This window comes from Pseudomonas multiresinivorans (genome assembly GCF_012971725.1).
Lineage (GTDB): Bacteria > Pseudomonadota > Gammaproteobacteria > Pseudomonadales > Pseudomonadaceae > Pseudomonas > Pseudomonas multiresinivorans.
The window spans coordinates 1689772-1712646 of sequence record NZ_CP048833.1; the positions used below are offsets into that span (position 1 = coordinate 1689772).

Here is a 22875-nt window from a genome sequence, read left to right on the forward strand (position 1 = left end):
GACTCGCCGTGAAAACTGCACGCCTTTCGAGCCGACTCCTGGCCCCCCTGTTCCTGTTGGCCGCCGCCGCCCACGGCGAGATGCGCGGCCTGGACGACAGCGAAATGGCCGATGTCAGCGGCCAGGACGGCGTCAGCCTGAGCGTCAACTTCAACCTCGCCGCCAACACCGCCGATACCCGCTGCACCGGCGGCTGCGGTGCGCGCCTGGCGATCCAGCCACTCAACAGCACCGGCTATATCGTGCTGGACAATATCAAGGGCACCTTCAGTTTCGACGGCATGTCCATCGACATGGTGACCATCAACAATGGCTTCAACGGTGACGGCGCGCTGTTCAACCGCCAGGCCATGAAGATCGGCCTGACCAACGCCAGCGCCACCAACCTGCAGTTCACGCTGGGCGGCGCCAACCAGGGCAAGGTTTCCGGCAGCGGCCTGCAGCAGACCAACCTGCTCACCTACCAGGCCACCGGTGCGGTCAAGCTCACCGGCAACGTCTACGTCTTCGGCACTCCGTAAGCGAAACGCGCGAGCTGTCCGCCCGCCGGCCTTTCCCCCCAGCGCGTTTCACGCGACAATCCCGCCTCGTCGTGTCGGCCTGCTCGTGCAGGCACCACTCACAGGTAAACGCCCCTTGATCGAAGAAGCCCGTCGCCGCGCCTACCTTGGCGCCATGCAGGTCGCCAGTTGGCTGCCGCGCGTGGTGCTGCCGTTCGCCGCTCCGTCGCGCCCGGAGTTGCTGGAAACGCCTGCGCCCGTCGTAGCCGAGCCGATTGCTCCTGCGTCCGTTGCGGTAGCTCGCGAGGCCGTCGCCCCGGTTGCCGCCCCCGCGCCTGCTGCACCGGCAATGCCTGCAGAACCCGGCTCGATCGCTGCGCGCCTGCTGCCCAAGGTCGGCGCTGCGGCCAAGCCGGCCGCTGTGGTCAAGGCCGAAGAGCCGGCCGAGGCGGAAGCCGAACCGGCTGTCCGCGCGCCGGTCGCGCCGCCGCCGCGCTTTGCTCTGCAACTGTTGCGTGCCGGTGAATGCACCTTGCTGGTCGAACTGCCCACCGGCGAGCCGCTGGCCAGCCGCGATCCAGCCTACCTGCTGCTCAAGGACCTGCTGCGCGCCGCCGGCCTGCCGGACAGCCCGCAACTGATGGGCGAGCCGGTACGCTGGCCGCTGTTCTCCCGCGGCAACATGGACCAGGGCCCGCAAGCCGCCCGCGAGTTCGTCCAGGGTTTCGTCGCCGCTCGGCTGGAGGAGGGCGCTCCGTGTTCCTGCCTGTGGCTGGTCGGCATGCCCGCCGTGCGCTTCGCCGGCGAGGGCGATGAAGAGTCCCTGCTGCGCGAGCTGCAGGTCGAAGGCCTGGGCGTAGCCTGGGCACTGCCGGGCCTCGAGCGGCTGGCCGAAGAACCCACTTTGAAAGCCGACCTCTGGCGCGCCATGCGCCGAGTGCGGCAACGCTGGATGAGTCAGGCACCTGCATGAGCGACGCTGTTTCTTTCCGCCCGATGACCGAGGCGGACCTCGATGCCGTACTCAAGATCGAATACGCCGCCTTCAGCCACCCCTGGACGCGCGGCACCTTCGCCGATGGGCTTAAAAGCTATGAATGCTGGGTGATGTTCGAAGGTTCCCAGCAGGTCGGCCACGGCGTGATCCAGCTGATCCTCGATGAAGCGCACCTGCTCAACATCACCGTCAAGCCGGAGAGCCAGGGCCGTGGCCTGGGGCTGGCGCTGCTGGAACACCTGATGAAGCGCGCCCACGAGCGAGGCGGAGTGGAATGCTTCCTCGAAGTCCGCGCCTCCAACGGTCCCGCCTATCGCCTTTACGAGCGCTACGGCTTCAATGAAATCGGTCGTCGCCGCGATTACTACCCGGCGGTCGGCGGCCGTGAAGACGCGCTGGTGATGGCCTGCACGCTGGTCGACTGAGCGCCCACCACGCGGGCTTCTTCGCACTGACCAGGAAGTAGGATGGTGTGGAGCGAAGCGATACCCATCGATCGGTGCGTCTGCGGCATGGGCATCGCTCCTCTCCACCCATTCTGCGAGAACTTCCCCAGACTCCCCGAGACGCCGCACGCCGGAATCCAGGGCTGCGTGGGAGCGGACTCTGTCCGCGATCGTCTCTCCGCCGCGCTGTTCGTCCGGACCTGTCCAGATCACTTCCATTCCGGGATAGCCCAGGCTAGAGCCCTCGACATTTCATCCCCCGCAAAGCCTGGAAATTTCCCACGATTCGGGTTTCTCCGAGGGCGATTCCTGGCTTACGCTTAAGCCCAATAACAACAAGAACATAAGGTCGCAGACATGAATCGCAGCGATGTGATCGTGGTGGGCGCCGGTATTTCGGGGCTGACCGCGGCCTGGCGTCTGGCGCAAGCCGGGCAACGGGTCAAAGTGATCGAAGCGAACAAGCGCGTCGGTGGGCGCACCCTCAACCATCGCTTCGCCAGCGGCGAGGTGGTCGAGGTGGGCGGCCAGTGGGTCGGCCCGACCCAGGAACGCATCCTTTCCCTGCTGGCCGAACTCGGCCTGTCGACCTATCCGCAGTGGAACCAGGGCGACAACCTGACCCTCTTCGGGAACCGCCTGAGGCCCTATCGCGGCGCTATTCCGAAACTTCCTCCCCACGTTCTGCTCGATGTCCTTCAGGCTCATGTACGCCTGGACCGCATGGCGCGGGAAATCCCCCTGAGCGACCCCAGCCTGCACCCCAAGGCCGAGCTCTGGGACAGCCTCACCTTCGCCGAATGGCTGCGGCGCAACGTGCGCACCGCCACCGGGCGCAAGGTCTTCGAGCTGATGAGCGGCGCCGTGCTTGCCGCCAGCCCCCATGACCTCTCGTTCCTCCATGTGTTGTTCTACATCCACAGCGGCACCAACCTCGACACCCTGCTGGGCGTCGAGGGCGGCGCCCAGCAGGACCGCATCCTCGGCGGCTCCCAGCGGATCAGCGAAGTGCTCGCCGAGCGTGTCGCAGACGTTATCACCGGCGAGCCGGTGCGCACCGTGCGGCAGAACGGCAGCAGCGTCGAGCTGATCACTGACCGCGGTACCCACCAGGCCGCCCGTGTCATCTTCGCTGTGCCTCCCACCCAACTGCTGCGGATTACCCAGGAGCCGCTGCTGCCCAGCTGGCGCGACCAGCTGCTGCAACGCCTGCCGCAGGGCTCGGTGATCAAGTGCATGGCGCTCTATGACACCCCGTTCTGGCGCGACAAAGGCCTCTCCGGCCAGGCCACCAGCGAGATCGGCCCGGTTCGCCTGACCTTCGACAACAGCGTCCCCGGCTCCGGGCGCGGCGTGCTGCTGGGCTTTATCGAAGGCGACGAAGCGCGCCAGTGGAACGCCCGCCTTGCCGACGAGCGCCGCGGCCAGGTGCTGGAGTGCTTCGCCCGCTACTTCGGTGAGCAGGCGCTTCAGCCGAAGGACTACGTAGACAAATCCTGGGCTGAGGAACCCTTCGCCCGGGGCTGCTATGCCGCCCTGTTCCCGCCGGGGCTTTGGAGCAGCGGCGCGGCGCGCCTGCGCGAACCCTTCGGGCGTTTGCACTTCGCCGGCACAGAAACGGCAACGCGCTGGATGGGCTATTTCGACGGGGCCGTGGAGGCCGGGGAGCGTGCGGCGCGGGAAGTGCTGGGCGCGCGGGAAGATCACGGGGAGGAAGACTATGTGCGACACCTTGGTATTGCGTAGCGGCGGGGCCACCTGGTTCGCCAAGAACAGCGACCGCGAGCCTGCCGAAACGCAACGCCTGATCCGCCTGCCCGCTGTGAGCGGCGACAGCGCGGCCAAGGTGCGCACCACCTATCTGGAGATCCCCCAGACTTCCCATCGCCATGGCGTCATCCTCAGCCAGCCGGCCTGGCTGTGGGGTGCCGAGATGGGCGTCAACGACAAGGGCGTGGCCATCGGCAACGAAGCCGTGTTCACCAGACTGACCCAGCGCGACGGCGAAGCCTTGCTCGGCATGGACCTGCTGCGCCTGGGGCTGGAGCGCGGCAGCAGCGCCCGCGAGGCGTTGTCGGTCATCACCGGACTGCTGGAGCGCCATGGGCAGGGTGGCCCCGCCGGCTATCGCAACAAGCGCATGCGCTACGACAACAGCTACCTGATCGCCGACCGCGACGAAGCCTGGGTGCTGGAAACCGCCGGGCGTCTGTGGGCGGCGAAGAAGGTCGAGCGCTGGGCCATCTCCAACGCCCTGACCCTGGGCCATGACTACGACCTCGCCAGCCCCGACCTGGAAACCCAGGCGCGCCGCTTTGGCTGCTGGAACGGCCGCGGCGATTTCCACTTCGCCCGCGCCTTTGACGGCCGTGTGCTGCCCTGGGTCGCCGGCGCCCACCAGCGCCGCCAGCTCAACGAAGACTTCCTCGCCCACTGCCCGGCACAGGTCGACTGGCTGGCGCTGGTCGTCGCCCTGCGCAGCCACGGTCACCGCGGGCACCGCCTCAACCTGCACGACAACCGGCAGATCTGCCTGCATGCGGGCAGCTTCTGGCGCCCCTCGCAGACCACCGCCAGCCTCATCGCTCGGCTCGACGGTGAATCTCCGCGCCTGGCCGCCACGGGTACTTCTGCACCCTGCCTGTCCATGTTCCAGCCGCTGGGTTTCGAAGAGCGCGCCGGGGAAGGCCTGCTCAGCCGCGAAACCGACGCCGTGGAGGACTCGCTCTGGTGGCGCTTCGAGACCGTGCACCAGCGCGCCCTGGCCGATCCCGGTTTCGCCGATGCCTTGCGCGCCGGCCACGGCTGGCTGGAAACCGAGTTGCTCAGCGCCCTGGATCGGCGCACGCTGGAATGGCCGCGCCTCGCCGCAGAAGGCCAGGCCTGGCATGACGCCTGGCACCAGTTGGCGCTGCAGCAGGCGCCGCGCCCACCGCGCTGGTGGCGGCTCAACGCCGTGCACTGATGCAGCTTGTCAGTCACGCCCGCGCTGCGTAAGGTGCCGCCAGCCAATGATGAGGAGCCGAACATGAGCGATCTGCAGGAACTGTTCGACAACAACGCCCGCTGGGCCGAAGCCATCAAGGAGGAGGACCCCGAGTTCTTCGCCAAACTGGCCCGCCAGCAGACTCCCGAATACCTGTGGATCGGCTGCTCCGATGCACGCGTGCCGTCGAACCAGATCGTCGGCCTGCTGCCTGGCGACCTGTTCGTCCATCGCAACGTCGCCAACGTCGTGCTGCACACCGACCTCAACTGCCTGTCGGTTATCCAGTTCGCCGTCGACGTGCTCAAGGTCAAGCACATCCTGGTCACCGGTCACTATGGTTGCGGCGGCGTGCGCGCCGCGCTGCAGCACACCCAACTCGGCCTGATCGACGGCTGGCTGCGCACCATCCGCGACCTCGCCTACGAATACCGCGACCACCTCGGCCAGTTCGAGAAGGAAGAGGAGCGCGTCGACCGCCTCTGCGAGCTCAACGTCATCCAGCAGGTGGCCAACGTCAGCCACACCAGCATCGTCCAGAACGCCTGGCACCGTGGTCAGAAGCTCTCCGTGCACGGCTGCATCTACGGGATCAAGGACGGCATCTGGAAGGACCTCAACGTCACCGTCAGCGGCCTCGACCAACTGCCGCCGCAGTACCGCCTGCGCCCGCTCGGCCAGTCTTGAGCCGACGCCTTTGCGTCATCCCCGGTGACGGCATCGGCCGCGAAGTCGTGCCCGTCGCCGTGGAAGTCCTGCGACACCTGCTGCCTGACCTGCAGGTAGAAGAAGCCGAAGCCGGCTGGGACTGCTTCCAGCGCCACGGCACTTCGGTGCCCGACACTACCTATGACAGCCTGCGCGCCTGCGGCGCCGGATTGTTCGGCGCCGTTTCCTCGCCCAGCCACAAGGTCGAAGGCTACCGCAGCGCCATCCTCAGCCTGCGCCAGACGCTGGCGCTGAACCTCAACCTGCGCCCCGTCCGTTCGCGCCCGGTAGTCTCGCCCCGTGCGGGCATCGACTTGCTGGTCCTGCGGGAAAACAGCGAAGGCCTCTACAGCGGCCGCGAACACTGGGAAGCCGAAGGCGTCGCCATCGCCGAACGGGTCATCAGCCGCACCGCCTGCGAACGCCTCGCCGCTGGCGCCGCTGAGCTTGCCCGCCTGCGCCACGCACGGCGCATCACCCTCGTGCACAAGGCCAACGTCCTGCCGATTACCTGCGGCCTGTTCCGCGACACCTGCCGCGACCGGTTGGCCGAAGACGGCTGGAGCGATGTGCTCGACGAACGTTTGGTCGATGTAGCCGCCCTGCAACTGGTCGAACGCCCGGAGTCTTTCGACCTGATCGTCACCACCAACCTCTTCGGCGACATCCTCTCCGACCTCGCCAGCCACTGGGGCGGCGGCCTGGGCCTTGCACCTTCGCTCAACCTGGGCGCCGGCAACGCCCTCGCCGAACCCGTCCACGGCAGCGCCCCGGACATCGCCGGCACTGGCCGCGCCAACCCTCTCGCGGCCATCCTCAGTGCCGGCATGCTGCTGAGGCATTACTGGCAACTGCCGGAGCTGGCGGATCGGATTGACTCGGCAGTGGATGAGTTTCTGCGGGAGGAGGGGAGTGTGGACTTTGCCGGGGAGACGACGCGGGTGATTGGGCAGGGTGTATTGGAGCGGTTGGGCGCAACGTCGAATCATTGAGCGTGCTTGCTCGCGTGCTAGCATTTTCTGTCCCTAAAGACGCATCACTGAGCACGCATGAAGCTGCTGATACTCGCCCTCGCGCTCTTCGTCCCGCCAATACTTCTGTTCTGGCGGGCTTCAAGTTTTATCTGGCCGGTGCGCTACCTGCTCGCTGTCATACCGGCAGCCTATACCTGCATCGGCTGGCAGCTGGGCTCTTGGGGATATACCCACTTCAACTGCCTGGGCGGGACGAAGAACCTGCATGACTGTCTCGCCGGAGGCGCGGACCTTACCGCCTGGGTTGGCTACGGCCTGTTCCTGATGCTTCCCTTCCTATTCATCGGCGCGCCCCTGTCGTTGTGGTGCCTGATCGATACCGCTGCGAAGCACATCGGCCAGTCCCGCACGCAGCAGTGACGTCACCGGGCGTACCGGCGAACTAAGCTCAAGGCACCACTTTCCCCAGGGTGCCCGGCATGTGCGGACGCTACGTCAGCCCTGATGAGGCCGCTATCGAACGCTACTGGCACATCGGTGCGCGAACACCGCCGCGCTGGCTGACGGCCTGCTACAACGTCGCCCCGACCATGACCGTACCCATCCTGCGCCACGGCGAAAGCGGCCAGCTCGAACTGCTGCCTGCCCGCTGGGGTTTGATTCCCTCCTGGTGGAAGGACCCCGCTCCGCCTCGCTTATCCTTCAATGCCCGCAGCGAAGAAGCCGCCGGCAAACCCCTCTGGCGGCACGCCCTGCGCAGCAGTCGCTGCCTGATGCCCGCGCTGGGCTGGTATGAGTGGAACGAGAAGGAAAACCTGCGCAACCCGGCGGGCCGAAAAGTCCACCAACCTTACTTCATCCACTGTCCCGTCGATCCCATCATCGCAATCGCGGGCCTCTGGTCCCTGTGGATGAACCCCAACGGCGAGCCGGTTCTCTCCTGCGCCCTACTCACCAAATCCGCTGCGCCGAGCATCGAAAACATCCATCACCGTATGCCTGTGGTGCTGGCGCCGGAAAGCTTCGAGGAATGGCTGTCTACTGCCACCCGTAACGAGGCGGTCGACGATCTGATTCATCACGCGCGGGAAGACTTTGCGGGACACCGGGTTTCGTTGCGGGTAAACGACACGCGGAATGATGAGGATGGCTTGCTGGTCGAGGCTGAGTAGCCGGGGAAAGAATGACTTTTCGCAGACAAAGAAAAAGGGGTTTAGCTTTCGCTAAATCCCTTTTAAGAGATGGTGGCTACACCGGGACTTGAACCTGGGACATCAGCATTATGAATCGCATGAGGGCCGCCCCGCGCGCCCCCAAATCCCTGTAAACCGGGCCTTTCAAAGGCGACGAAACCTCATTTCAACCGGCTGTTTCTGACAATTGGCCTTATGTGGTCACCCCAGAGTCTTTACCAGTACTTGCACCTCTCGCTAGAGGCTGGACTATTTATGGAACGGTTGGCGTAAATGAGTTTTCGACTCCAGAGGCCGAGGAAGAGCGTGGCAAGCTCAAACGCTCCGGATACCTCCGAACCTACCCCATTTTCAACTTCATCACCCGCAGCACCGCGTTATCCTCAGCAAGGGTTACGACGTCATCCCGTTTTCCTGGCTCTTGCACGCATTTCCGCGCAAGAACTGTACCGCAGCCTCAAGCCATTGCGTGCTCAAGTGAGTGGATAGCAGTTCCAGATGCCCCTACGGTTGAGGTGCTTCACTACGGCTTCTTCGAAGCAGTTGGAGGTCCACTTTAAGCGGAACGAGTGCTAAGAATGGGGCAAGCTGGCGCTTTCCCAGAGGGGGATGCAGGGAAACCGACGAGGCAGCATGTGGCCGTCTTGCTTGGATTAGAGGCTTCTACAATCAGGTGATGGCGTTGTAGTATTGCGGAAATATGTGTAACAAAAAAGATAAAGATCATGGACAGAGCTAATAATTTTCACTGGATGCAGATCAGCGATTTTCATGGGGGACTCTCCGAAGCTAAACCTCGTTGGCCGCAAATAAGGCAGCAATGGTTTGATGATATTCGAGCTCATTGCGCTAAAAATGGGCCGATTGACTTGGTTGTTTTCTCTGGAGACTTAACTAATCGAGGATTGGCTGCGGAATTTGAGTATGTGACCTCCGAGTTGCTTCGACTATGGGATCACTTTGGGGATCTAGGATTCAGCCCGCAGCTATTTGTCGTTCCTGGTAATCACGATATGGTGAGGCCTGGCGATGATTCGAACTTTAGATTTCTTGTAGATTCGTGCCGAGAGAAAAAGCCTATAAAGAATCGGTTATTTAATAAAGAGTCTGCAGATTCAAAAGAGGTCCATGCTTGGTTTGAGAACTACTCGCGATTTATATCTGAAATTAAGTCAAAATTACCGCTCGCCTGCGATGTCATTGGTGTTTTGCCAGGTGACTGCGCCGCGCAAATCGTAGTTAATGGTCTCTCCATCGGATTGATGGGGTTAAATACCGCATGGTCTCAAGTCGAGGATGGAGATTATCGGGGGCGGATTGAGCTGTTCATGGATCAGGTTCTGCCGTTAGTTGATGAGCTGCCAGATTGGTCACAGCGAAATAATATAAATCTCTTGGTCACGCATCATCCGTCTGACTGGTTTACAGAACAAGCATGCGACGAGTTTGAAAACGAGATTTTTTTGCCAAATTATTTTTGTGCTCATCTGTTCGGGCATATGCACAAAAATCTGCCAGAAATTCGTATTGTTGGCGGGGGGGATGCTAAAAAGACTATTCAAGCTTCATCTCTTTTTGGTGCTGAGAAATTGGCGGGTGGTAGTGTTGAACGTACGCACGGATATTACTTCGCATGTATAGATGCTGGTCAGTCCGAGTCAAAGCTTTGGCCGCGTGTCATTGTAAATAAAGACTTTGGCGGCTGGCAGATAGAGCGCCAAGGGGGAATTCTAAAGGGGGATTCTGATCATATAACATCTAGTTGGACTGTAAAGCGGCTGGAAGAGGGCTCAAAAAAAAGAGCTGATTTCCGAGGGCGAGAGCTCAGCTCAGGTGGTTGAAGCCTCCCAGCTGAACTCTAATATTAACGGAATACGTTATTCATTGCCTCCAGTTAGGCAGCATGCAGATTGTCGAAGGTTAGAAGTTGCCCAGGCCGCGCGGGAATTAGAATTTAAAAGATTTGTATGGATTTCCGCTGATTATGATATGGGAGGGGACGATTTTCTAGCGCATGTCCTTCAAGTACTCGATCTGGCGCAGAGCCAAATATACTTGTTGGAAATGCAAGCTGTTTACGGGGTTGGCGATTTTTATGAGAGGTGTTCGGGTTGGGTTGGTGGGGTACATGAATTATTAATTGGCTTGGCAAAAATTTCTGCGCCGATCTTAATTCTTGATGATATACCTTTGCTGAGAGTTGAGGCCGATGAGCATGGGTACAATGATTGGTTGGTGGAGTTAGTTGGGGTCCTTCTAGATGCGTGTCCGAATCTGAAGGTTGTTTTGCGGAGTCCCTTCGTTAAAGAAACCCAAAAGGTAAAGCAAATAATTTTAAATCCATTGGACGAGGCTGAGACTAGGACGTATATAAGTCTCCATCAGAATGGTAAGCATGCGTCTCAAGAGCAGATTGGCTCGGGGGAAATTTTTAGATATACCAATGGGATTCCGGGGCGGATTGATCGAGTTTTAAAGCTTCTGGAGACAGGTGATTTTTCAAGTATTGTGAATGGCCGGTCTGAACAATTTATAGACGATTTAGCTACATTGCCAGAGCGCCTTGTAAAGGAAATTGAGCAGCTCAAAGCTCGGGAGGAATCATCGTCTGGAACTTACAGAAGCTTTTCGCTGCTAATGGCTCTAGCTGTTTTTCCATTCGGCGAAAATGTAGAGACGATAACTTATTTTGATGGGTTCAAGGCATACCGTTCAGCTATGGCTGGGGATCTAATCGCTGCTGGGCTTTGTGATTCGGTAGTGTCGGAAGAATCAGAGCTAGGCGATAAAGGGGCTAAGACTTTTATTGTGGTTAAAAAGAATGTCCAAGCTTACCTAATAAAGTTATTAGGTGAGGAGGCATTGCCCGTATTGTATGAAAAAGCTGTTGGTGTCTATTTTGGCCGAGACTGGCGCGTTAGAGATTTTAAGCTCGCATCGGTCTTTGATCTTCAGAAACATCGCTTAAGTCCAGTTGTAGAGCAAAATGCTAGTTTTATTTTAAATAAGTTTATTTCGGATGTGCTTGGGAGTCGGACTGCGGTTTTAAAAGATAAGCTGGATAGAATTCGAGTCTTACATTATTACGTTGAAAGATTACGAAAGCATGGTAAGTATCTCTACATAAATCAGTTGTGTAAAGTGGTCTGGAATAAGCTTGCACCTTACAGTGATGAGGCGCCCGTTAAAAATATACTCTTTATGTATTCGCGTAGTTTTAGAATGCTAGGGATGTACGAAGAGTGTATAGAGCACTTTAATAAGTTTATAAAAATTAAGTCAAATACGGCGCGAGTAATTGCGTCGGCACATATAAATTTAGCCTATTGTCATAAGGCGCTAGGTGATAATGAGCAGGCTCTACTATCTGCGAATCTCGCCTTGAAGTTTCAACCGAAAGGTGATTCCGCCTATCATGCTGAGTCTATTAAAATTCAGCTTAAGGGGGATTCTGAAAGAAAATACTCAAGGTTGAGGAAGTTAGAGGTGAAAGCTCGGAGAGACTCCTGCTTTGTTGCTGCTAATAATATTAACTTAGAATGTATTGCGATACTGAAAGACAGAGAGGCTCAAAGGGGGTTGTATAAGAAGGCAATAGCGCAATGCTCATCCACGGGTGATGAGTATAATTTGATTAGGTCTATTGTTTATTATTCGAAATGGACTATCGATGATGGCCTGCCTTTGGATCAGAAGGAGTACAGATCGCTGTTTCATGCATATATATATACGTGTGGTCAGCGGCTAATGGGTCTTTTTAATATGAGTCATAACGCCTTGTGGTCATGCCATGAGGATATCGATTCTCTGGATATGCTCTTCTGGCAGTTCAAGTATAGCTCTATCTTGCAGAGGCTAACAGGGAGAGATGCAGATGAGGAGGCATGCTTGAGAAGACTGGTGAGTTTGACTAAAGGTCAGGGGGTTGATTATAAAATTCACAATGAGTTTGACGTGAGATATTTTATGTCGAGAGCGTTGAGCTACAATATATTGTCGAGTGAGAACTCCAGCAATTTTTTAGGCTGGTAATAGTTTGGCTTTGGAAACAGAGGGTGGAGAGTTACCACCCTCTTCACAAATTCTGATTGAAATCTCAGATGGCGGGGCAAAAACTGCAGTTTAAACTCAAAAGAATTCTGTTCTTTCGCGGATTATGAATTTGTCGTATGAGATATCTTGAATCGCTTGAGAACCACCCCACGTCCCCCAAAAACCTTGTAAGCCGGGCATTCCAAAGGCGGCTAGGCCTCATTTCAACCGGCTGTTTCTGACAATTGGCCTTATGTAGTCGCCCTTGAGTCTTTACGGGTACCAGCGTCTCGCGTTAGCTTCGACATGGCCACATGCCATGTGCGGATGCACGCAGGGAAGGACCATGGGACTGAATGATCGCGAATGGATGCGTCGTGAGAGTAGTGAGCGTCAGCGAGAGGGTAGAGCCCGGAAACGGCACAGGGCTTTCCGTTGGAACGCTCTGCACTTGTTTGGCGGGATGATACTGCTCACGTTGCTAGTGCTGACCTGGCCTTCTCTCCGATCGCTCGTAGACCGTCTCTCGGCTCCATTGCCCGTTGAAGAGAGTATCCCGGTTGCTGAAGGTCCCCAGGTTATTCCGGCACCTCCAATAGAAATTACATACCGCCCAGATGCGCCAGACGCTCCCAATCGTCGCTCACTACGTGATTGCTTGAACGGCGGTAATACCATTACTGAAAACGTGATTCGTTGCCAGAACGGTGGCGAGCTGCCGCGCGCTCGTACTCCGCAGACGACTACAGAACCTCAAGGAATGGTCTCTCGAGAATACCTAGCTGAGTTTCGGTCTGAGGGGGATCAGCGAATCGTTCAGCAGGGTAGTGCTCAACATCACTCCGAGGAGCGTGATTCGCAATGGATAAAGAGCTGGGGTGGTGGCAGCGGCTATCGAGCAGAGTGGGTGGTTGTTAACAACATTATTGACGGTGGATCTGTCTGCCGCAACCAAGGCTGGGGTTCCGTTGAGTATCGAGAGTGCCGAAAGGGCGCGAAGGTGCATTTTCGGGAGCAGTGCCGTGCTTGGGCTGCTCGTGCTAGTAGAGATCGCTCGGATTGGAGCTATCAAATGAAAGAGCGGTATTGCACGGCAGAAAGCTCGTTCAGTCCAATGGGGTGAGTCGTGAGTACTCACTACATATAGAATTTATGTTTCGGTGGTTTAAGAGATAGGTAAGATTTCCGCAGTCTTTGAAAGGATTTTATTAAATGTTAAAGGAAGATGGTTATATTGGGTTTATTAAGTACGATGGCGAGCTGGTTGCTGACGGACTGATGGATGCACGAAAACAGGCTTACGCTCTTTTGGGGGTGGATTCGGCCTTGCGTTATTTTGTTGGAAAGTTTTCACCTGATTTCCGTGAGATAGACTACGAAATTCCGGTTAGAGTAAATAAGGGATCCTGGGAGACCTTAATACCTGAAACAATCGGCGGCTGGGTTCAGGCAGGGTTAGGTGTTGTTGCGACGGCATATTTTTCTACTGCTGCCAATAAGATGGCAGAAAAAGACTTTAAAGATTTCGGGTTTACTGATGTCTTTCGAAAGGCAATTGAGGCGACGAAGTGGTTTGTGCGAATCTCAAAGCATGTGGGCAGTGCCTCCGTTAAGAAATTTGAGGATGTGGTCTTTAGTGCAAGGAATGAGTTGGTTGGGATTAAGAATGATGCCGGCGAGGTTCTGTATGTTCCTAAAGAAATGCTAGATATTTATGTGGCAACCAATCCCATGATAATCGAGGGTCTCGCTTCAAATGTGGAGATAGGTCGAGAACTTAGAATTGGAACCATCTCTCCTCAAATTGTAGATGAAGTCGTCGTGGATATTAAAAGCAAACATATTTTTTGCCGCACAGACGATGATGATAATGACGAGATTCTATTTCCGGAACTGGTTCATGGTGAAGACGTTGTTCTCGAGGGTGAAGTGACGCGAGAAAATAAAACCACGAACTCTATGGGGTTTAAATACAAAGAGCATATTTTGAGCTCCTACCCACAATCCGGAAGTATTGTTCCCTACAAACAGTTGCTCTTTTTGCGCTGTCGTATATTCGCCACAGTCAGCCGGATGGATGATGATGGGCGCCCACTTGCTCGGCGGCCAAAGCTTTATTTTTCAAGAATTGAACAGCTATACGATCAAGGTCATGAAGATGATTTATTTGGTGGGGCGTGACTTTTTCAGCTAATCCAGCAGGGCGCTGGTCGATGATTGGCATGCTTCAAGATGCACAGCAGCGGCCAGACTCTATGCTAGTTGTGTCCAGTGACAATAAGAAAATACTGAAAACATTGGCTCCGTCTATTTATTGTTCATGCTCGTCACCTTGTTCGTGTTGTGTAGGCCCAATGCCTACTACTAGGACCTATCTCTCCTTGACGGTGTTCTCTCGGGCAAACCAACGCCTAGCGACCGTTTGAGTTATCTCTATCCCGCGTCTTGTCCTGCCAAGTTTCGATCAGCCTCATCATATTCGGGGCTAATTTCCCCATTGGCTGGGTCGACTCTGCCCGTGCGCAACCATAGAGAGTACTGAGGGTAATGCTCCGCAATGAGATCAAGCTCATTGGTACGGAGGTTTGCCCTCTTGTCGTACCGGATGGTTTTGCACCGCTCCTCCTTTATGCCCGTGACAAGGCCCACCTCACGGTGACCTAGCTTAGACATAAATGCACGAACTCTTTCCTGTGTTGATTCCATATCAGTCTAAAAAAGCAATGTTGAATTATTCCACTCTTCGTGGGGAGTGGTAATATTCCACCCATCTTGTGGAAATATTCCACCTGCTCGATATGTGCAGGTAGCCGCGATTATAGGGGGTTCACATGGAAGAGTCTGGAATAGTGGGGTTCACCGTCACGGGAGCAATGGAAAAGGTCACGGACTTTCGTACCGCTCCGTTCTGCTCCCAGGCGGTATTCGCTCAGATGCTGGGCCTGGAAGACATCACGGAAGACGTGGTGCGTGGCTGGGTCGAAACCAAGACGGTGCCGACCGCCAAGATTGGCCGCCGCCGCGTCATCAACCTCCACAAAATCCGCCGCGACCTCGACCGAGGTAAGTCGATCTTCTGCCAAGGGGATTATGACGATGAATGACGCCCGGTCCTTCTCCCAGTTCAAGCTGCGCATGCCTCCGGACCTGCGCTCCCAGGTCGAGCAAGCCGCCGAAGCTTCTCTCCGCTCCCTGAACGCCGAACTGATCTTCCGCCTTCAACAGAGCTTCGAAGGGGAGGTGCCCACCGATGCTTCCGAGCAAGTACCTGGACCGACCGCATCCCGAGGACTGCGACTGCTCTGTCTGCTGGTCCCGTCGCGAACTGGGGAAAATCAGTCCCTGCCAATCCACACCGTGCACCGCATGCCGCCCTACGCGAGTCGTCACCGTAGTTACCGTGATGAAGATGGTCGCTGGAGCGTGGCGCTCGATCTCCTCGACCTACCGGGTGGAACGGGGTTTTACCTGCGCGAAACACATGCCCGCGCTCCGTCCCCCGAAGTACTGGCACGTTATCTACGACAGCGGGAAGCCAACGCCCTTCGTCCCAGTGCGCGAGCCATTCGAGCTGGAGGGCTGAGCCATGGCCTTTAACCCGATCCCGCACTTGATCTTCTGGCTCGTCCTGCTGGCCATTGGCGCTGTGGTTGGCCGCCATCACGCTCGCCACACCATCCCCTCATGGGCCAATCAGGTCCAGGGCCGCCGCACCGGCTTGTCCGAACGCGCTTTCCCGTTCGGACAAACGGAGCGCTGGGCGAAGCGCACCCTTGACCGTCCCCCTCCCTGAATAGCCTCCGCTCGGGAGTGAGGGGCAGCACCACCGCCCCGCGCTCCTGAGCCCTCGGCGGTGAGAGCGGGATGACAAGGGCAGAGCCCTTGGTGTGATTAACAACTCCTATCAGTCAGGAGCTACTTAAACCTTGGAAAACCTCGCTGTTTCAGAGCGATAGGCTCCATTTTGATAAATATCTATCGACGGTTTTTACGCTTGTTTTTGTGTTGAAGTAGATCCCGTCAGTTTCTTGAAAGCCGCGATTTAGAGCGGTTTTAACTGGCAACTAACGATCACTTATCCATCCCCGCTGAATTAACGGCAAACAAGCCGAATTGCAGCAGCGGGCCAACTCATGCCCGAAAAAGGCAAAGGAGCTTCAGATGAACATGTTTGCAACCACTGGCGGAGTCGTTGAACTGTGGGTCATCCAGACCGACACCTTCACCTCCAAAACCTCCGGCGAAATCTACGCCAGCGTCCAGGCGATTTCCCCGATCCCGGACGGCGCTCGCGGCAATGCCCGTGGCTTCGAAATCACCCAGTACGACATCGAGCCGACCCTACTCGACGGCATCGTCTTCGAAGGCTCCCCGGTGCTGTGCAAGTTCGCCAGCGTGGTGCGCCCGACCAAGGACCGCTTCGGCAACACGAAGAACACCCAGGTCCTGACCGAACTGCTCGCCATCGGCAAAGACGTACACACCCCGGCACCGAGCCGCCAGCCGCAACCCCAGACACAAGCCCAGCGCCCAACTCAGCCCACCGCTGAGAAACCCTCCGACAGCAGCAAGTCCTGACGGCGAGGGTAGGTAGATGAAAGCGCCGCTCCGTTTCGCCTTCGGCTGGGTTCTGTACGTGGCAATTCTCTGCGCCGTATCGCCTGCCGTGCGTGCGGTGCGCGAATTCCTCGAACCCTACCCGCTGGATTCCGTGATCGCTGTGATCGCGGCTGCGTTCGCCTTCTTCGCCCTGTGGTGGTTCGTCCTGCGCTCTTTCTGGAGCTGGTGCGACCACCCACGCAAGGAGGCCCGCTGACATGTCAGGCGTGGTTGCCGTTCAGGTCTGCACCAGCTGGGCGTCCACGGCGGACGGCCTCATGCAGTGCCAGCACATCGAATGGCAACAGGCCTACCTCATTCCGCCCGAGGCCGCTGGAGCAATTGAAATCCTGGTCAACGGCGGGTTCTCCCTGGAGGCCTTCAGCATCGGTGCTGCGGGCGTTCTCGGGGCATTCGTGACGGGGCTTTTAACTGGCTGGGTCGCGTCACTTCTTCGTAAAGCCAAGTAGAGAGGAAACACCATGAACGCCATGAAACAACAGATCGCCAAGTTCAACCCGATCCGCTCGTTCCGCAACCTGTGCATCGCCGGCACCGTCACCGCCGTGACTTCGGTTCCGGCCTTCGCCGCCAGTGTCATCGACACCACCGCCGTCGAACAGGCCATCACCGACGGCAAGGGCGACATGTCCAACATCGGCGGCTACATCGTCGGTGCCCTGGTCATCCTCGCTGTCGCCGGCCTGATCTACAGCATGTTGCGCAAAGCGTAAGTGCTCTGGTCGGTGTGGTTGGGGGCGTTCTTCGCCGGCGCCTTCATCACCGGGTACCGATGCGGCGAATTCTTCTAACCGCCTGATGGAAGCGGAAAGCCCCTCGGTTGATTCCGCAGGGGCTTTTTTCTTGTCCGGAGTGGGGAATGAACAGATTTCTAAGGGGGCTGCTGTGGTGTTTGCCAGCACTGCTGTTGCCGCAGCTGGCCCAAGCGGCGCTGTACGGATTCCAGTACGGCAACCAGATGTACAGCTCTGCCGGTGCCGTATGTGAGGCTTACCGGGCATTGAATCAAAAGAACTTCCCCGGTAGCCCGCTTGAAGTCATCGTCACGATGACCAACCCAGCGACGGTGAAGTGTCAGCTCAAGTTCACCAACTCTGGTTTCAGCGGCAGCACCACGTTTGTCCGAGTGGGAGACTCCTGCGGCACCGGTGCAGCCTGGAGCGCCACCAACGGCCAGTGTGAATGCCCGGCCGGTCAGCAACAGGACTCCTCGGGTAGCTGCGTGGTGCCGCCTACCTGCGAAGTTGGCATGCCGCTGCTGACCCGTGGCCCGGACTCGCCGACCACCACCATTGCCGGTCGCGTCACCATTCTCAGCACGCCGCCTTCGACGGTGTGCAGCGGCAGTTGCCAGTACCAACTCAACTCCAGCAAGGCCACCTCCTGCTATCTCGTTCCTGGCTCTACTAGCCAAGGCTTCTGCAACTACTCGATGTCCAGCGACGGCCAGAACTGCGCCGTCGATAACGCCCTGCCGCCCTCGGTAGGCGACTCACCGAATCCCGCCCCGCCCGAAGGCGAGACCGACCCCAATACCCCGCCCTCCGATCCCAATGACCCTGGCTGTCCGGACGGCTATTCGTGGTCCGGCACCACCTGCGTCAAGACCCCAACCGACCCCGGCACCGATCCGGGCGAGGGTGGCGGAACGGACCCCGGCACAGGTGGCGGCAATGGCGGGGGAGACGGTGGCGGCACTGACCCAGGCACGGGCGGTGGCACCGATCCCGGTACCGGTGGCGGTGATGGATCCGGGTCAGGCAGCGGTAATGGAAACGGCTCCGGTAGCGGAAACGGGGATGGCGATGGCGAAGGCCAATGCGACCCCGCCAAAGACCCGAACGGCTGCCAAGGCAATGGCCCCTCCAGCGAGCTGAGCGAGCCCAAAGCTGGCAACTGGGACGAGGCCAACAAGGAGTGGGAGCAGAAGGTTCAGGACGCCAAGAAAGACCTCAAGGACGCGGTGAAAGCCAACATCGATCAGCTCAAGGGCTCCTTCGATCTTCAGCTGTCTACCGGCGGCGGCCAACTGCCCTGCGATTCCTTCACCGTCTGGGGCAAGTCCTACCGCCTGTGCGTCGCCGACTACTCCACCCAACTCTCCTACATGCGTTTGGCGCTGCTGCTGATGGCCGCGCTGATCGCTGCCTTCGTCATCTTGAAGGACTGACTTATATGGAATGGCTCTCCGGCTTTCTCGACCAGATCATCGGCTTCTTTCAGTGGATCTGGGATTTCTTCGCGCAGGGCATCTACGACTTCGTCAAAGACGGCCTGGTCGTCGTAACCAAGGCGATCATCTACAGCACCCTGCAGACCTTCATCCTGCTGCTCGATGTCAGCTTCACAGTCGCCCGCGAGCTGATCGATGGCCTCGGTATTCCCGCCATGGTTCGAGGTATGTACGCGGCGCTACCGGCCCCCATTGCGGCCGGCCTCGCCTTCTTCGGCGTACCGCAGGCGCTCAACATCATCATGACCGCCGCCGCCACCCGGTTCTGCATGCGCTTCGTGCCGATCATTGGGAGGTGAGTCATGTCCATCAAGATTCACCACGGCCCCAATGGCTCGTACAAAACCTCCGGCGCGATCCAGGACGATGCCGTGCCCGCGCTCAAGGATGGCCGCGTCATCATCACCAACGTCCGTGGCTTCACCCTGGAGCGCGCCTACACCGTGTTTCCCGATCTGCCCAACACCGCACAGATCATCAACCTCGATCTCGAATCCCTGGCCGACCTCGACCAGATGCGCACGTGGTTTCAGTGGGCACCCCGCGGCGCGTTCCTGATCTTCGACGAAACCCAACTGCTGTTCCCCAAGTCCTGGCGGGAAAAGGATCTGGAGAAGTTCGACTACCCCGGCGGCCCCGAGGCGGCGCACGAAGCGGATCGGCCCATGGGCTGGCTGGATGCCTGGACCCGGCACCGCCACTTCAACTGGGACATCGTCCTCACCACCCCGAATATCAGCTACATCCGCGACGACATCCGCATGACCTGCGAGATGGCCTACAAGCATTCCAACCTCGCGGTGATCGGCATCCCCGGTCGGTACAAGGAGGCCCAGCATGACGCCCAGCTCAACCGACCACCCGCTGACGGCACCATCGTCGAATACAAGCGAATCAAAAAGCAGACCTTCCGGCTCTACCAGTCCACCGCCACCGGCAAGACCCAGGACACCAAGGCCGGCAAGAGTCTGTTCCGGTCGCCTAAGTTGGTTCTTCTACTGGCACTGCTGGCCGGCACTATTGGCTTTGTCAGCTATATGGGACCTCTCAAGGTCATCGGCGGTAAGCCTGCTGAAACCTCTTCCGCGCCTCATCTGGCACCTGATGAAACTCATCCTGCGACCTCTGCGCAAAGCCCTGCTGTGGCTGCTGCGGCGCGTCCTGCTGCGAGTAGCTTTGTTCCTCCTGGTCTTCTACCTGCTGGGCCAGCTGGTGCGCCTGTTGACCTGAGCGCCCATCCCTTCGCCGACCGCCGCATCAGCATCCTCGCCCACGCCTACCGACAGTCGAAGGGCGACATCTACATGTTCGCCCTGGATGACCCGGAAGGCCGGCATCTGGAACTGACCAGTTGGCAATTGATGGGGTCGGGCTACCGGGTCATCCCCAAGGGCGAGTGCATGGCCGAGCTCGCCTTTGAGAAGTGGAAGCAGACCATCACCTGCACCGGCTCACCGCCCAGAACGATGGCCGGCGTGAATCCCTCAGCCCCCATCGTCACACCCGCCGGCCCACCACCGCCCAACACGCCAGCGTCGCTGACGGTGGTGCCCGACTCCGAATACGCCTCACGCCCCTGGAGGAAGCAATGACCCAGCACGGACTGATCAACGCCCTCGGGCTGCTCGCACTCGCCTATGCGCTCGGTTTCCTCACCGCCCTGCAGGTGCTGCAGCCGGTGTCGGCGTTTCCGTTTTGAGTCGGCGAGCCGCGCCGCCGGCCGGGAGCGCCAGGCACGAGCGGTAGGCCGAAGGCGCGGCCGACGACCCTGTAACACGTCGGATAGCTAACGAGTAAGCACCTCAATAAACCTCATTGAAGGTACGAAAGAATGAAAAAGGCAGTTCACCCCCTCCGCCTGATCCTCAAGGAGAACGGGGATTTTTATGAGTCGTCCGAAGGACGGATTTTCATGGACCCGAGCAACGGCAGATTTGCCGACCTGTCGGGTGTGCGCCTGCTGCGCTGTGGTGTCGATACCGTGCGGCAGCTGTACAACGGCATGATCCGCCCGGAAGTGATGGCGCTGTTCGATGAGCCCGAGGATCTCGTCAACTTCGCCGGCTACAAATGGGCCAAGGGCCGCATCGGTCGGGACTCGGGCTACCAGTACCGGCTACAGAACGCCGACCTTGGTCTGATCCTGTTGATCAAGAACCATAACGTGAAGCTCGAAAACATCGGCCCGCACCTCAAGATTGAGGTGTCTCCACACGCCCTGGATGGTGCCGATCCGAAGATCCTGCAGGGCGTAATGGATGACCTGGCCGCTGGAGTGCTCTCGGCTTGCGAAGTGAACCAGTGCGCCGTCCATATCGCCCTCGACGTGCAGGGCTGGACCCCACCCGTGGACTTAGTGGACCGCATGCACTGCCGCTCCCGGCGTGTACGCCAGATCAGCGGCATCGACCGCATCGAATATGACGGCAACGCCTCGGTCTACGGACGTGGTGAGACGTTCATGTTCGGCTCGGCCAACGGCCTGCAGATGTGCCTGTACAACAAAACGCTGCAGGCGAGAGCGACCGACAAACTCGACTATTGGGAATCGGTGTGGGCATCCCTGAACGGTGATCCCTTCGGCGATGGTGAACCCGCCTTCAACCCGCTGGAAACGGTGTGGCGTATCGAATTCCGCTTCCACCACTCCATCGTCCAGCAGTTCTCCGAAGGCTCTACGATGACTTCTGGCGAGGTGATCGGCTGTCGCACCTATGAAGGCCTCTGCCCGCACCTGCAAGGCCTCTGGCAGTATGCCTGCGACAACTACAAGCTCATTTCCCGGGAAGGGATCTTCGACGCCTTCTGGTCGCTGATCAGCCTCGACACCAAGGTCCAGGTAGAAGCCGATCCGCTCATAGAACGCACCGAGTACCGCCGCTACTACAAGACCGCTCAGGGCTTCTCCGGCAAGAACTGCGAGATGTTCCTGGGTCAGTTCGCCAGCCTGATCGCACGGGAGCGCATCCCGCCAAAAAAAGCGCTTGAGGTCGGGAGAACGCTCCCCTTCTGGCATGTGATCGAAGACCACTACACCGCCAAGGGCTACAGCACTCGCGACCTCGAAAAGCACGTCATTGGGTTGATCAACGATCGCTACATCAGGCGGGGCTACGCGATATGACCGCGCGCAAGGATGGGAAGACGTGGACGGCTGACTTTTACGATAACGGTCGCTCTGGTCGCAGGATCCGCAAGAAGGGCTTCGCCACCAAGTCCGCAGCCATTCGCTACGAACAGGACTTCTTCGCCGTCCTGGGCGAGACGGGCCGCCCGCTGGATGATCGTCTCTCTGATCTGGTGAAGGTCTGGTATGACCTCCACGGCTGCACTCTGAAAGACGGCAAACAGCGTCTGGCTCGTTGCCAAGCATTGGCCGAACGCCTCGGCGATCCGCAGGCCTTCGAGTTCGATTCGCTCGCGTGGGCACGCTACCGGCAACGTCGCCTGACCGAGGTGAAGCCGGAGACGGTCAACCATGAGCAACGCTACCTGTCCGCCATCTTCTCCGAGCTGATCCGTCTCGGCTCATGGCACAAGGCAAACCCGCTGGCCAACGTCCGGCAGATCAAGACCGATCAGGTCGAATTGACCTTCCTCACTCTGGATCAGGTCGCCCAGCTCCTCGAGGAGTGCAAGGCCAGCACGAACAACCACACGTACCCGGTCGCTCTCCTGTGCCTCGCTACAGGTGCGCGCTGGGAAGAAGCCGAGAGCATCGCCCGTGGGGCCGTGCATGGGGGAAAGGTTCACTACCACCGGACCAAGAACCGTCAGAGCCGCTCAGTGCCGATCCCGGCCGAGCTGGAGCAACTGATGTTCAAGGTAGGCATGCCTGGAACCGGTCGCCTGTTCATGTCCTGCCGCGCCGCCTTCCGTTGCGCCTATGAGCGCTGTGGATTCCAGACGCCGGGGCAACTGACCCACATCCTCCGCCACACCTTCGCTAGCCATTACATGATGGGAGGAGGGGACATCCTCACGCTGCAGCGGATCTTGGGGCACTCGTCAATCACGATGACGATGCGGTATGCGCACTTGTCGCCGGACCATTTTGAATCAGCGATGCGCTTGTCCCCAATTGCGCAAGGTGGAATATGTTTGAATAACTAGTAGTTGGATGGTAATTAAATAATCTAGAGCTGCCTCGGTGCAGCTGTTGAGTTGGCTTTATTGAAATTTAAAA

The 22875-nt window shown here is 58.5% G+C and carries 23 protein-coding genes and 1 pseudogene; all 24 read left to right on the top strand.

What is annotated here, in order from left to right; all coding sequences use genetic code 11:
• The first annotated feature begins 8 nt into the window (after positions 1–8).
• The gene (locus G4G71_RS07700; RefSeq protein ID WP_233300442.1) at positions 9–521 is read left to right on the top strand and encodes a DUF6160 family protein; all 513 of its coding nucleotides are present in this window, start codon (positions 9–11) and stop codon (positions 519–521) included.
• Between the two features lie 115 nt (positions 522–636).
• Complete coding sequence (locus G4G71_RS07705; RefSeq protein WP_169936570.1) at positions 637–1473, top strand: energy transducer TonB; 837 nt, start codon at positions 637–639, stop codon at positions 1471–1473.
• Positions 1470–1922, top strand: coding sequence for a ribosomal protein S18-alanine N-acetyltransferase (gene rimI / locus G4G71_RS07710; protein WP_024766615.1), 453 nt, complete (start codon positions 1470–1472; stop codon positions 1920–1922). Before G4G71_RS07705 ends, rimI begins: the two co-directional genes overlap by 4 nt.
• Positions 1923–2300: 378 nt before the next feature.
• Positions 2301–3689, top strand: a complete 1389-nt coding sequence (locus tag G4G71_RS07715) for a flavin monoamine oxidase family protein (RefSeq protein ID WP_169936571.1) — start codon at positions 2301–2303, stop codon at positions 3687–3689.
• Positions 3664–4908 carry a C69 family dipeptidase gene (locus G4G71_RS07720; protein ID WP_169936573.1) on the top strand — a complete coding sequence of 415 codons (1245 nt, stop codon included), beginning with the start codon at positions 3664–3666 and terminating at the stop codon, positions 4906–4908. Before G4G71_RS07715 ends, G4G71_RS07720 begins: the two co-directional genes overlap by 26 nt.
• 63 nt (positions 4909–4971) lie before the next feature.
• Entirely contained in the window at positions 4972–5616 is a 645-nt protein-coding gene (can, locus tag G4G71_RS07725) for a carbonate dehydratase (protein ID WP_024766618.1), read from the top strand.
• On the top strand, positions 5613–6629 hold the full coding sequence (locus tag G4G71_RS07730) for an isocitrate/isopropylmalate dehydrogenase family protein (RefSeq protein ID WP_169936576.1): 1017 nt from the start codon (positions 5613–5615) through the stop codon (positions 6627–6629). Before can ends, G4G71_RS07730 begins: the two co-directional genes overlap by 4 nt.
• A gap of 57 nt (positions 6630–6686) precedes the next feature.
• Positions 6687–7031 (top strand): hypothetical protein, encoded by a 345-nt coding sequence (locus tag G4G71_RS07735; RefSeq protein WP_169936578.1) that lies wholly within the window; start codon positions 6687–6689, stop codon positions 7029–7031.
• 59 nt (positions 7032–7090) lie between these two features.
• Entirely contained in the window at positions 7091–7783 is a 693-nt protein-coding gene (locus tag G4G71_RS07740; RefSeq protein ID WP_169936579.1) for an SOS response-associated peptidase, read from the top strand.
• A gap of 746 nt (positions 7784–8529) precedes the next feature.
• Complete coding sequence (locus G4G71_RS07745) at positions 8530–9645, top strand: metallophosphoesterase family protein (RefSeq protein ID WP_169936581.1); 1116 nt, start codon at positions 8530–8532, stop codon at positions 9643–9645.
• Entirely contained in the window at positions 9638–11836 is a 2199-nt protein-coding gene (locus G4G71_RS07750) for a tetratricopeptide repeat protein (RefSeq protein WP_169936583.1), read from the top strand. Before G4G71_RS07745 ends, G4G71_RS07750 begins: the two co-directional genes overlap by 8 nt.
• A 1212-nt stretch (positions 11837–13048) precedes the next feature.
• Positions 13049–14017 (top strand): hypothetical protein, encoded by a 969-nt coding sequence (locus G4G71_RS07755; RefSeq protein WP_169936585.1) that lies wholly within the window; start codon positions 13049–13051, stop codon positions 14015–14017.
• A gap of 650 nt (positions 14018–14667) precedes the next feature.
• Positions 14668–14940 carry a hypothetical protein gene (locus G4G71_RS07760; RefSeq protein WP_045217776.1) on the top strand — a complete coding sequence of 91 codons (273 nt, stop codon included), beginning with the start codon at positions 14668–14670 and terminating at the stop codon, positions 14938–14940.
• A 31-nt stretch (positions 14941–14971) separates the two neighbouring features.
• A pseudogene (locus G4G71_RS30170) lies at positions 14972–15016 on the top strand (hypothetical protein); the annotation flags it as partial.
• Positions 15017–15086: 70 nt separating this feature from the next.
• Entirely contained in the window at positions 15087–15419 is a 333-nt protein-coding gene (gene pflM / locus G4G71_RS07770; RefSeq protein ID WP_169942552.1) for a lysogeny maintenance protein PflM, read from the top strand.
• 578 nt (positions 15420–15997) lie between these two features.
• Positions 15998–16414, top strand: a complete 417-nt coding sequence (locus G4G71_RS07775) for a DNA-binding protein (protein WP_169936587.1) — start codon at positions 15998–16000, stop codon at positions 16412–16414.
• 16 nt (positions 16415–16430) lie between these two features.
• Positions 16431–16652, top strand: a complete 222-nt coding sequence (locus G4G71_RS07780; protein ID WP_169936589.1) for a hypothetical protein — start codon at positions 16431–16433, stop codon at positions 16650–16652.
• A 1-nt stretch (position 16653) separates the two neighbouring features.
• Positions 16654–16905, top strand: coding sequence for a hypothetical protein (locus G4G71_RS07785; RefSeq protein ID WP_169936591.1), 252 nt, complete (start codon positions 16654–16656; stop codon positions 16903–16905).
• 12 nt (positions 16906–16917) lie between these two features.
• Positions 16918–17169 (top strand): major capsid protein, encoded by a 252-nt coding sequence (locus tag G4G71_RS07790; RefSeq protein ID WP_169936593.1) that lies wholly within the window; start codon positions 16918–16920, stop codon positions 17167–17169.
• Positions 17170–17315: 146 nt separating this feature from the next.
• Entirely contained in the window at positions 17316–18626 is a 1311-nt protein-coding gene (locus tag G4G71_RS07795; RefSeq protein WP_169936594.1) for an attachment protein, read from the top strand.
• A 5-nt stretch (positions 18627–18631) separates the two neighbouring features.
• A complete protein-coding gene (locus tag G4G71_RS07800; RefSeq protein ID WP_084358758.1) occupies positions 18632–18988 on the top strand; it encodes a DUF2523 family protein in 357 nt (118 codons plus the stop codon).
• A 3-nt stretch (positions 18989–18991) separates the two neighbouring features.
• Complete coding sequence (locus G4G71_RS07805) at positions 18992–20281, top strand: zonular occludens toxin domain-containing protein (RefSeq protein ID WP_169936595.1); 1290 nt, start codon at positions 18992–18994, stop codon at positions 20279–20281.
• Positions 20282–20520: 239 nt separating this feature from the next.
• A complete protein-coding gene (locus tag G4G71_RS07810; protein ID WP_169936596.1) occupies positions 20521–21813 on the top strand; it encodes a hypothetical protein in 1293 nt (430 codons plus the stop codon).
• On the top strand, positions 21810–22802 hold the full coding sequence (locus G4G71_RS07815) for a phage integrase (RefSeq protein ID WP_169936597.1): 993 nt from the start codon (positions 21810–21812) through the stop codon (positions 22800–22802). Before G4G71_RS07810 ends, G4G71_RS07815 begins: the two co-directional genes overlap by 4 nt.
• The last annotated feature ends 73 nt before the right edge of the window (positions 22803–22875 follow it).

Coding starts and splice junctions, on each gene's coding strand:
- rimI (WP_024766615.1), top strand. CDS start 1,470: ATGAGCGACGCTGTTTCTTTCCGCCCGATGACCGAGGCGGACCTCGAT.
- G4G71_RS07715 (WP_169936571.1), top strand. CDS start 2,301: ATGAATCGCAGCGATGTGATCGTGGTGGGCGCCGGTATTTCGGGGCTG.
- G4G71_RS07720 (WP_169936573.1), top strand. CDS start 3,664: ATGTGCGACACCTTGGTATTGCGTAGCGGCGGGGCCACCTGGTTCGCC.
- can (WP_024766618.1), top strand. CDS start 4,972: ATGAGCGATCTGCAGGAACTGTTCGACAACAACGCCCGCTGGGCCGAA.
- G4G71_RS07735 (WP_169936578.1), top strand. CDS start 6,687: ATGAAGCTGCTGATACTCGCCCTCGCGCTCTTCGTCCCGCCAATACTT.
- G4G71_RS07740 (WP_169936579.1), top strand. CDS start 7,091: ATGTGCGGACGCTACGTCAGCCCTGATGAGGCCGCTATCGAACGCTAC.
- G4G71_RS07745 (WP_169936581.1), top strand. CDS start 8,530: ATGGACAGAGCTAATAATTTTCACTGGATGCAGATCAGCGATTTTCAT.
- G4G71_RS07755 (WP_169936585.1), top strand. CDS start 13,049: ATGTTAAAGGAAGATGGTTATATTGGGTTTATTAAGTACGATGGCGAG.
- G4G71_RS07760 (WP_045217776.1), top strand. CDS start 14,668: ATGGAAGAGTCTGGAATAGTGGGGTTCACCGTCACGGGAGCAATGGAA.
- pflM (WP_169942552.1), top strand. CDS start 15,087: ATGCTTCCGAGCAAGTACCTGGACCGACCGCATCCCGAGGACTGCGAC.
- G4G71_RS07775 (WP_169936587.1), top strand. CDS start 15,998: ATGAACATGTTTGCAACCACTGGCGGAGTCGTTGAACTGTGGGTCATC.
- G4G71_RS07780 (WP_169936589.1), top strand. CDS start 16,431: ATGAAAGCGCCGCTCCGTTTCGCCTTCGGCTGGGTTCTGTACGTGGCA.
- G4G71_RS07785 (WP_169936591.1), top strand. CDS start 16,654: ATGTCAGGCGTGGTTGCCGTTCAGGTCTGCACCAGCTGGGCGTCCACG.
- G4G71_RS07790 (WP_169936593.1), top strand. CDS start 16,918: ATGAACGCCATGAAACAACAGATCGCCAAGTTCAACCCGATCCGCTCG.
- G4G71_RS07795 (WP_169936594.1), top strand. CDS start 17,316: ATGAACAGATTTCTAAGGGGGCTGCTGTGGTGTTTGCCAGCACTGCTG.
- G4G71_RS07800 (WP_084358758.1), top strand. CDS start 18,632: ATGGAATGGCTCTCCGGCTTTCTCGACCAGATCATCGGCTTCTTTCAG.
- G4G71_RS07805 (WP_169936595.1), top strand. CDS start 18,992: ATGTCCATCAAGATTCACCACGGCCCCAATGGCTCGTACAAAACCTCC.
- G4G71_RS07810 (WP_169936596.1), top strand. CDS start 20,521: ATGAAAAAGGCAGTTCACCCCCTCCGCCTGATCCTCAAGGAGAACGGG.
- G4G71_RS07815 (WP_169936597.1), top strand. CDS start 21,810: ATGACCGCGCGCAAGGATGGGAAGACGTGGACGGCTGACTTTTACGAT.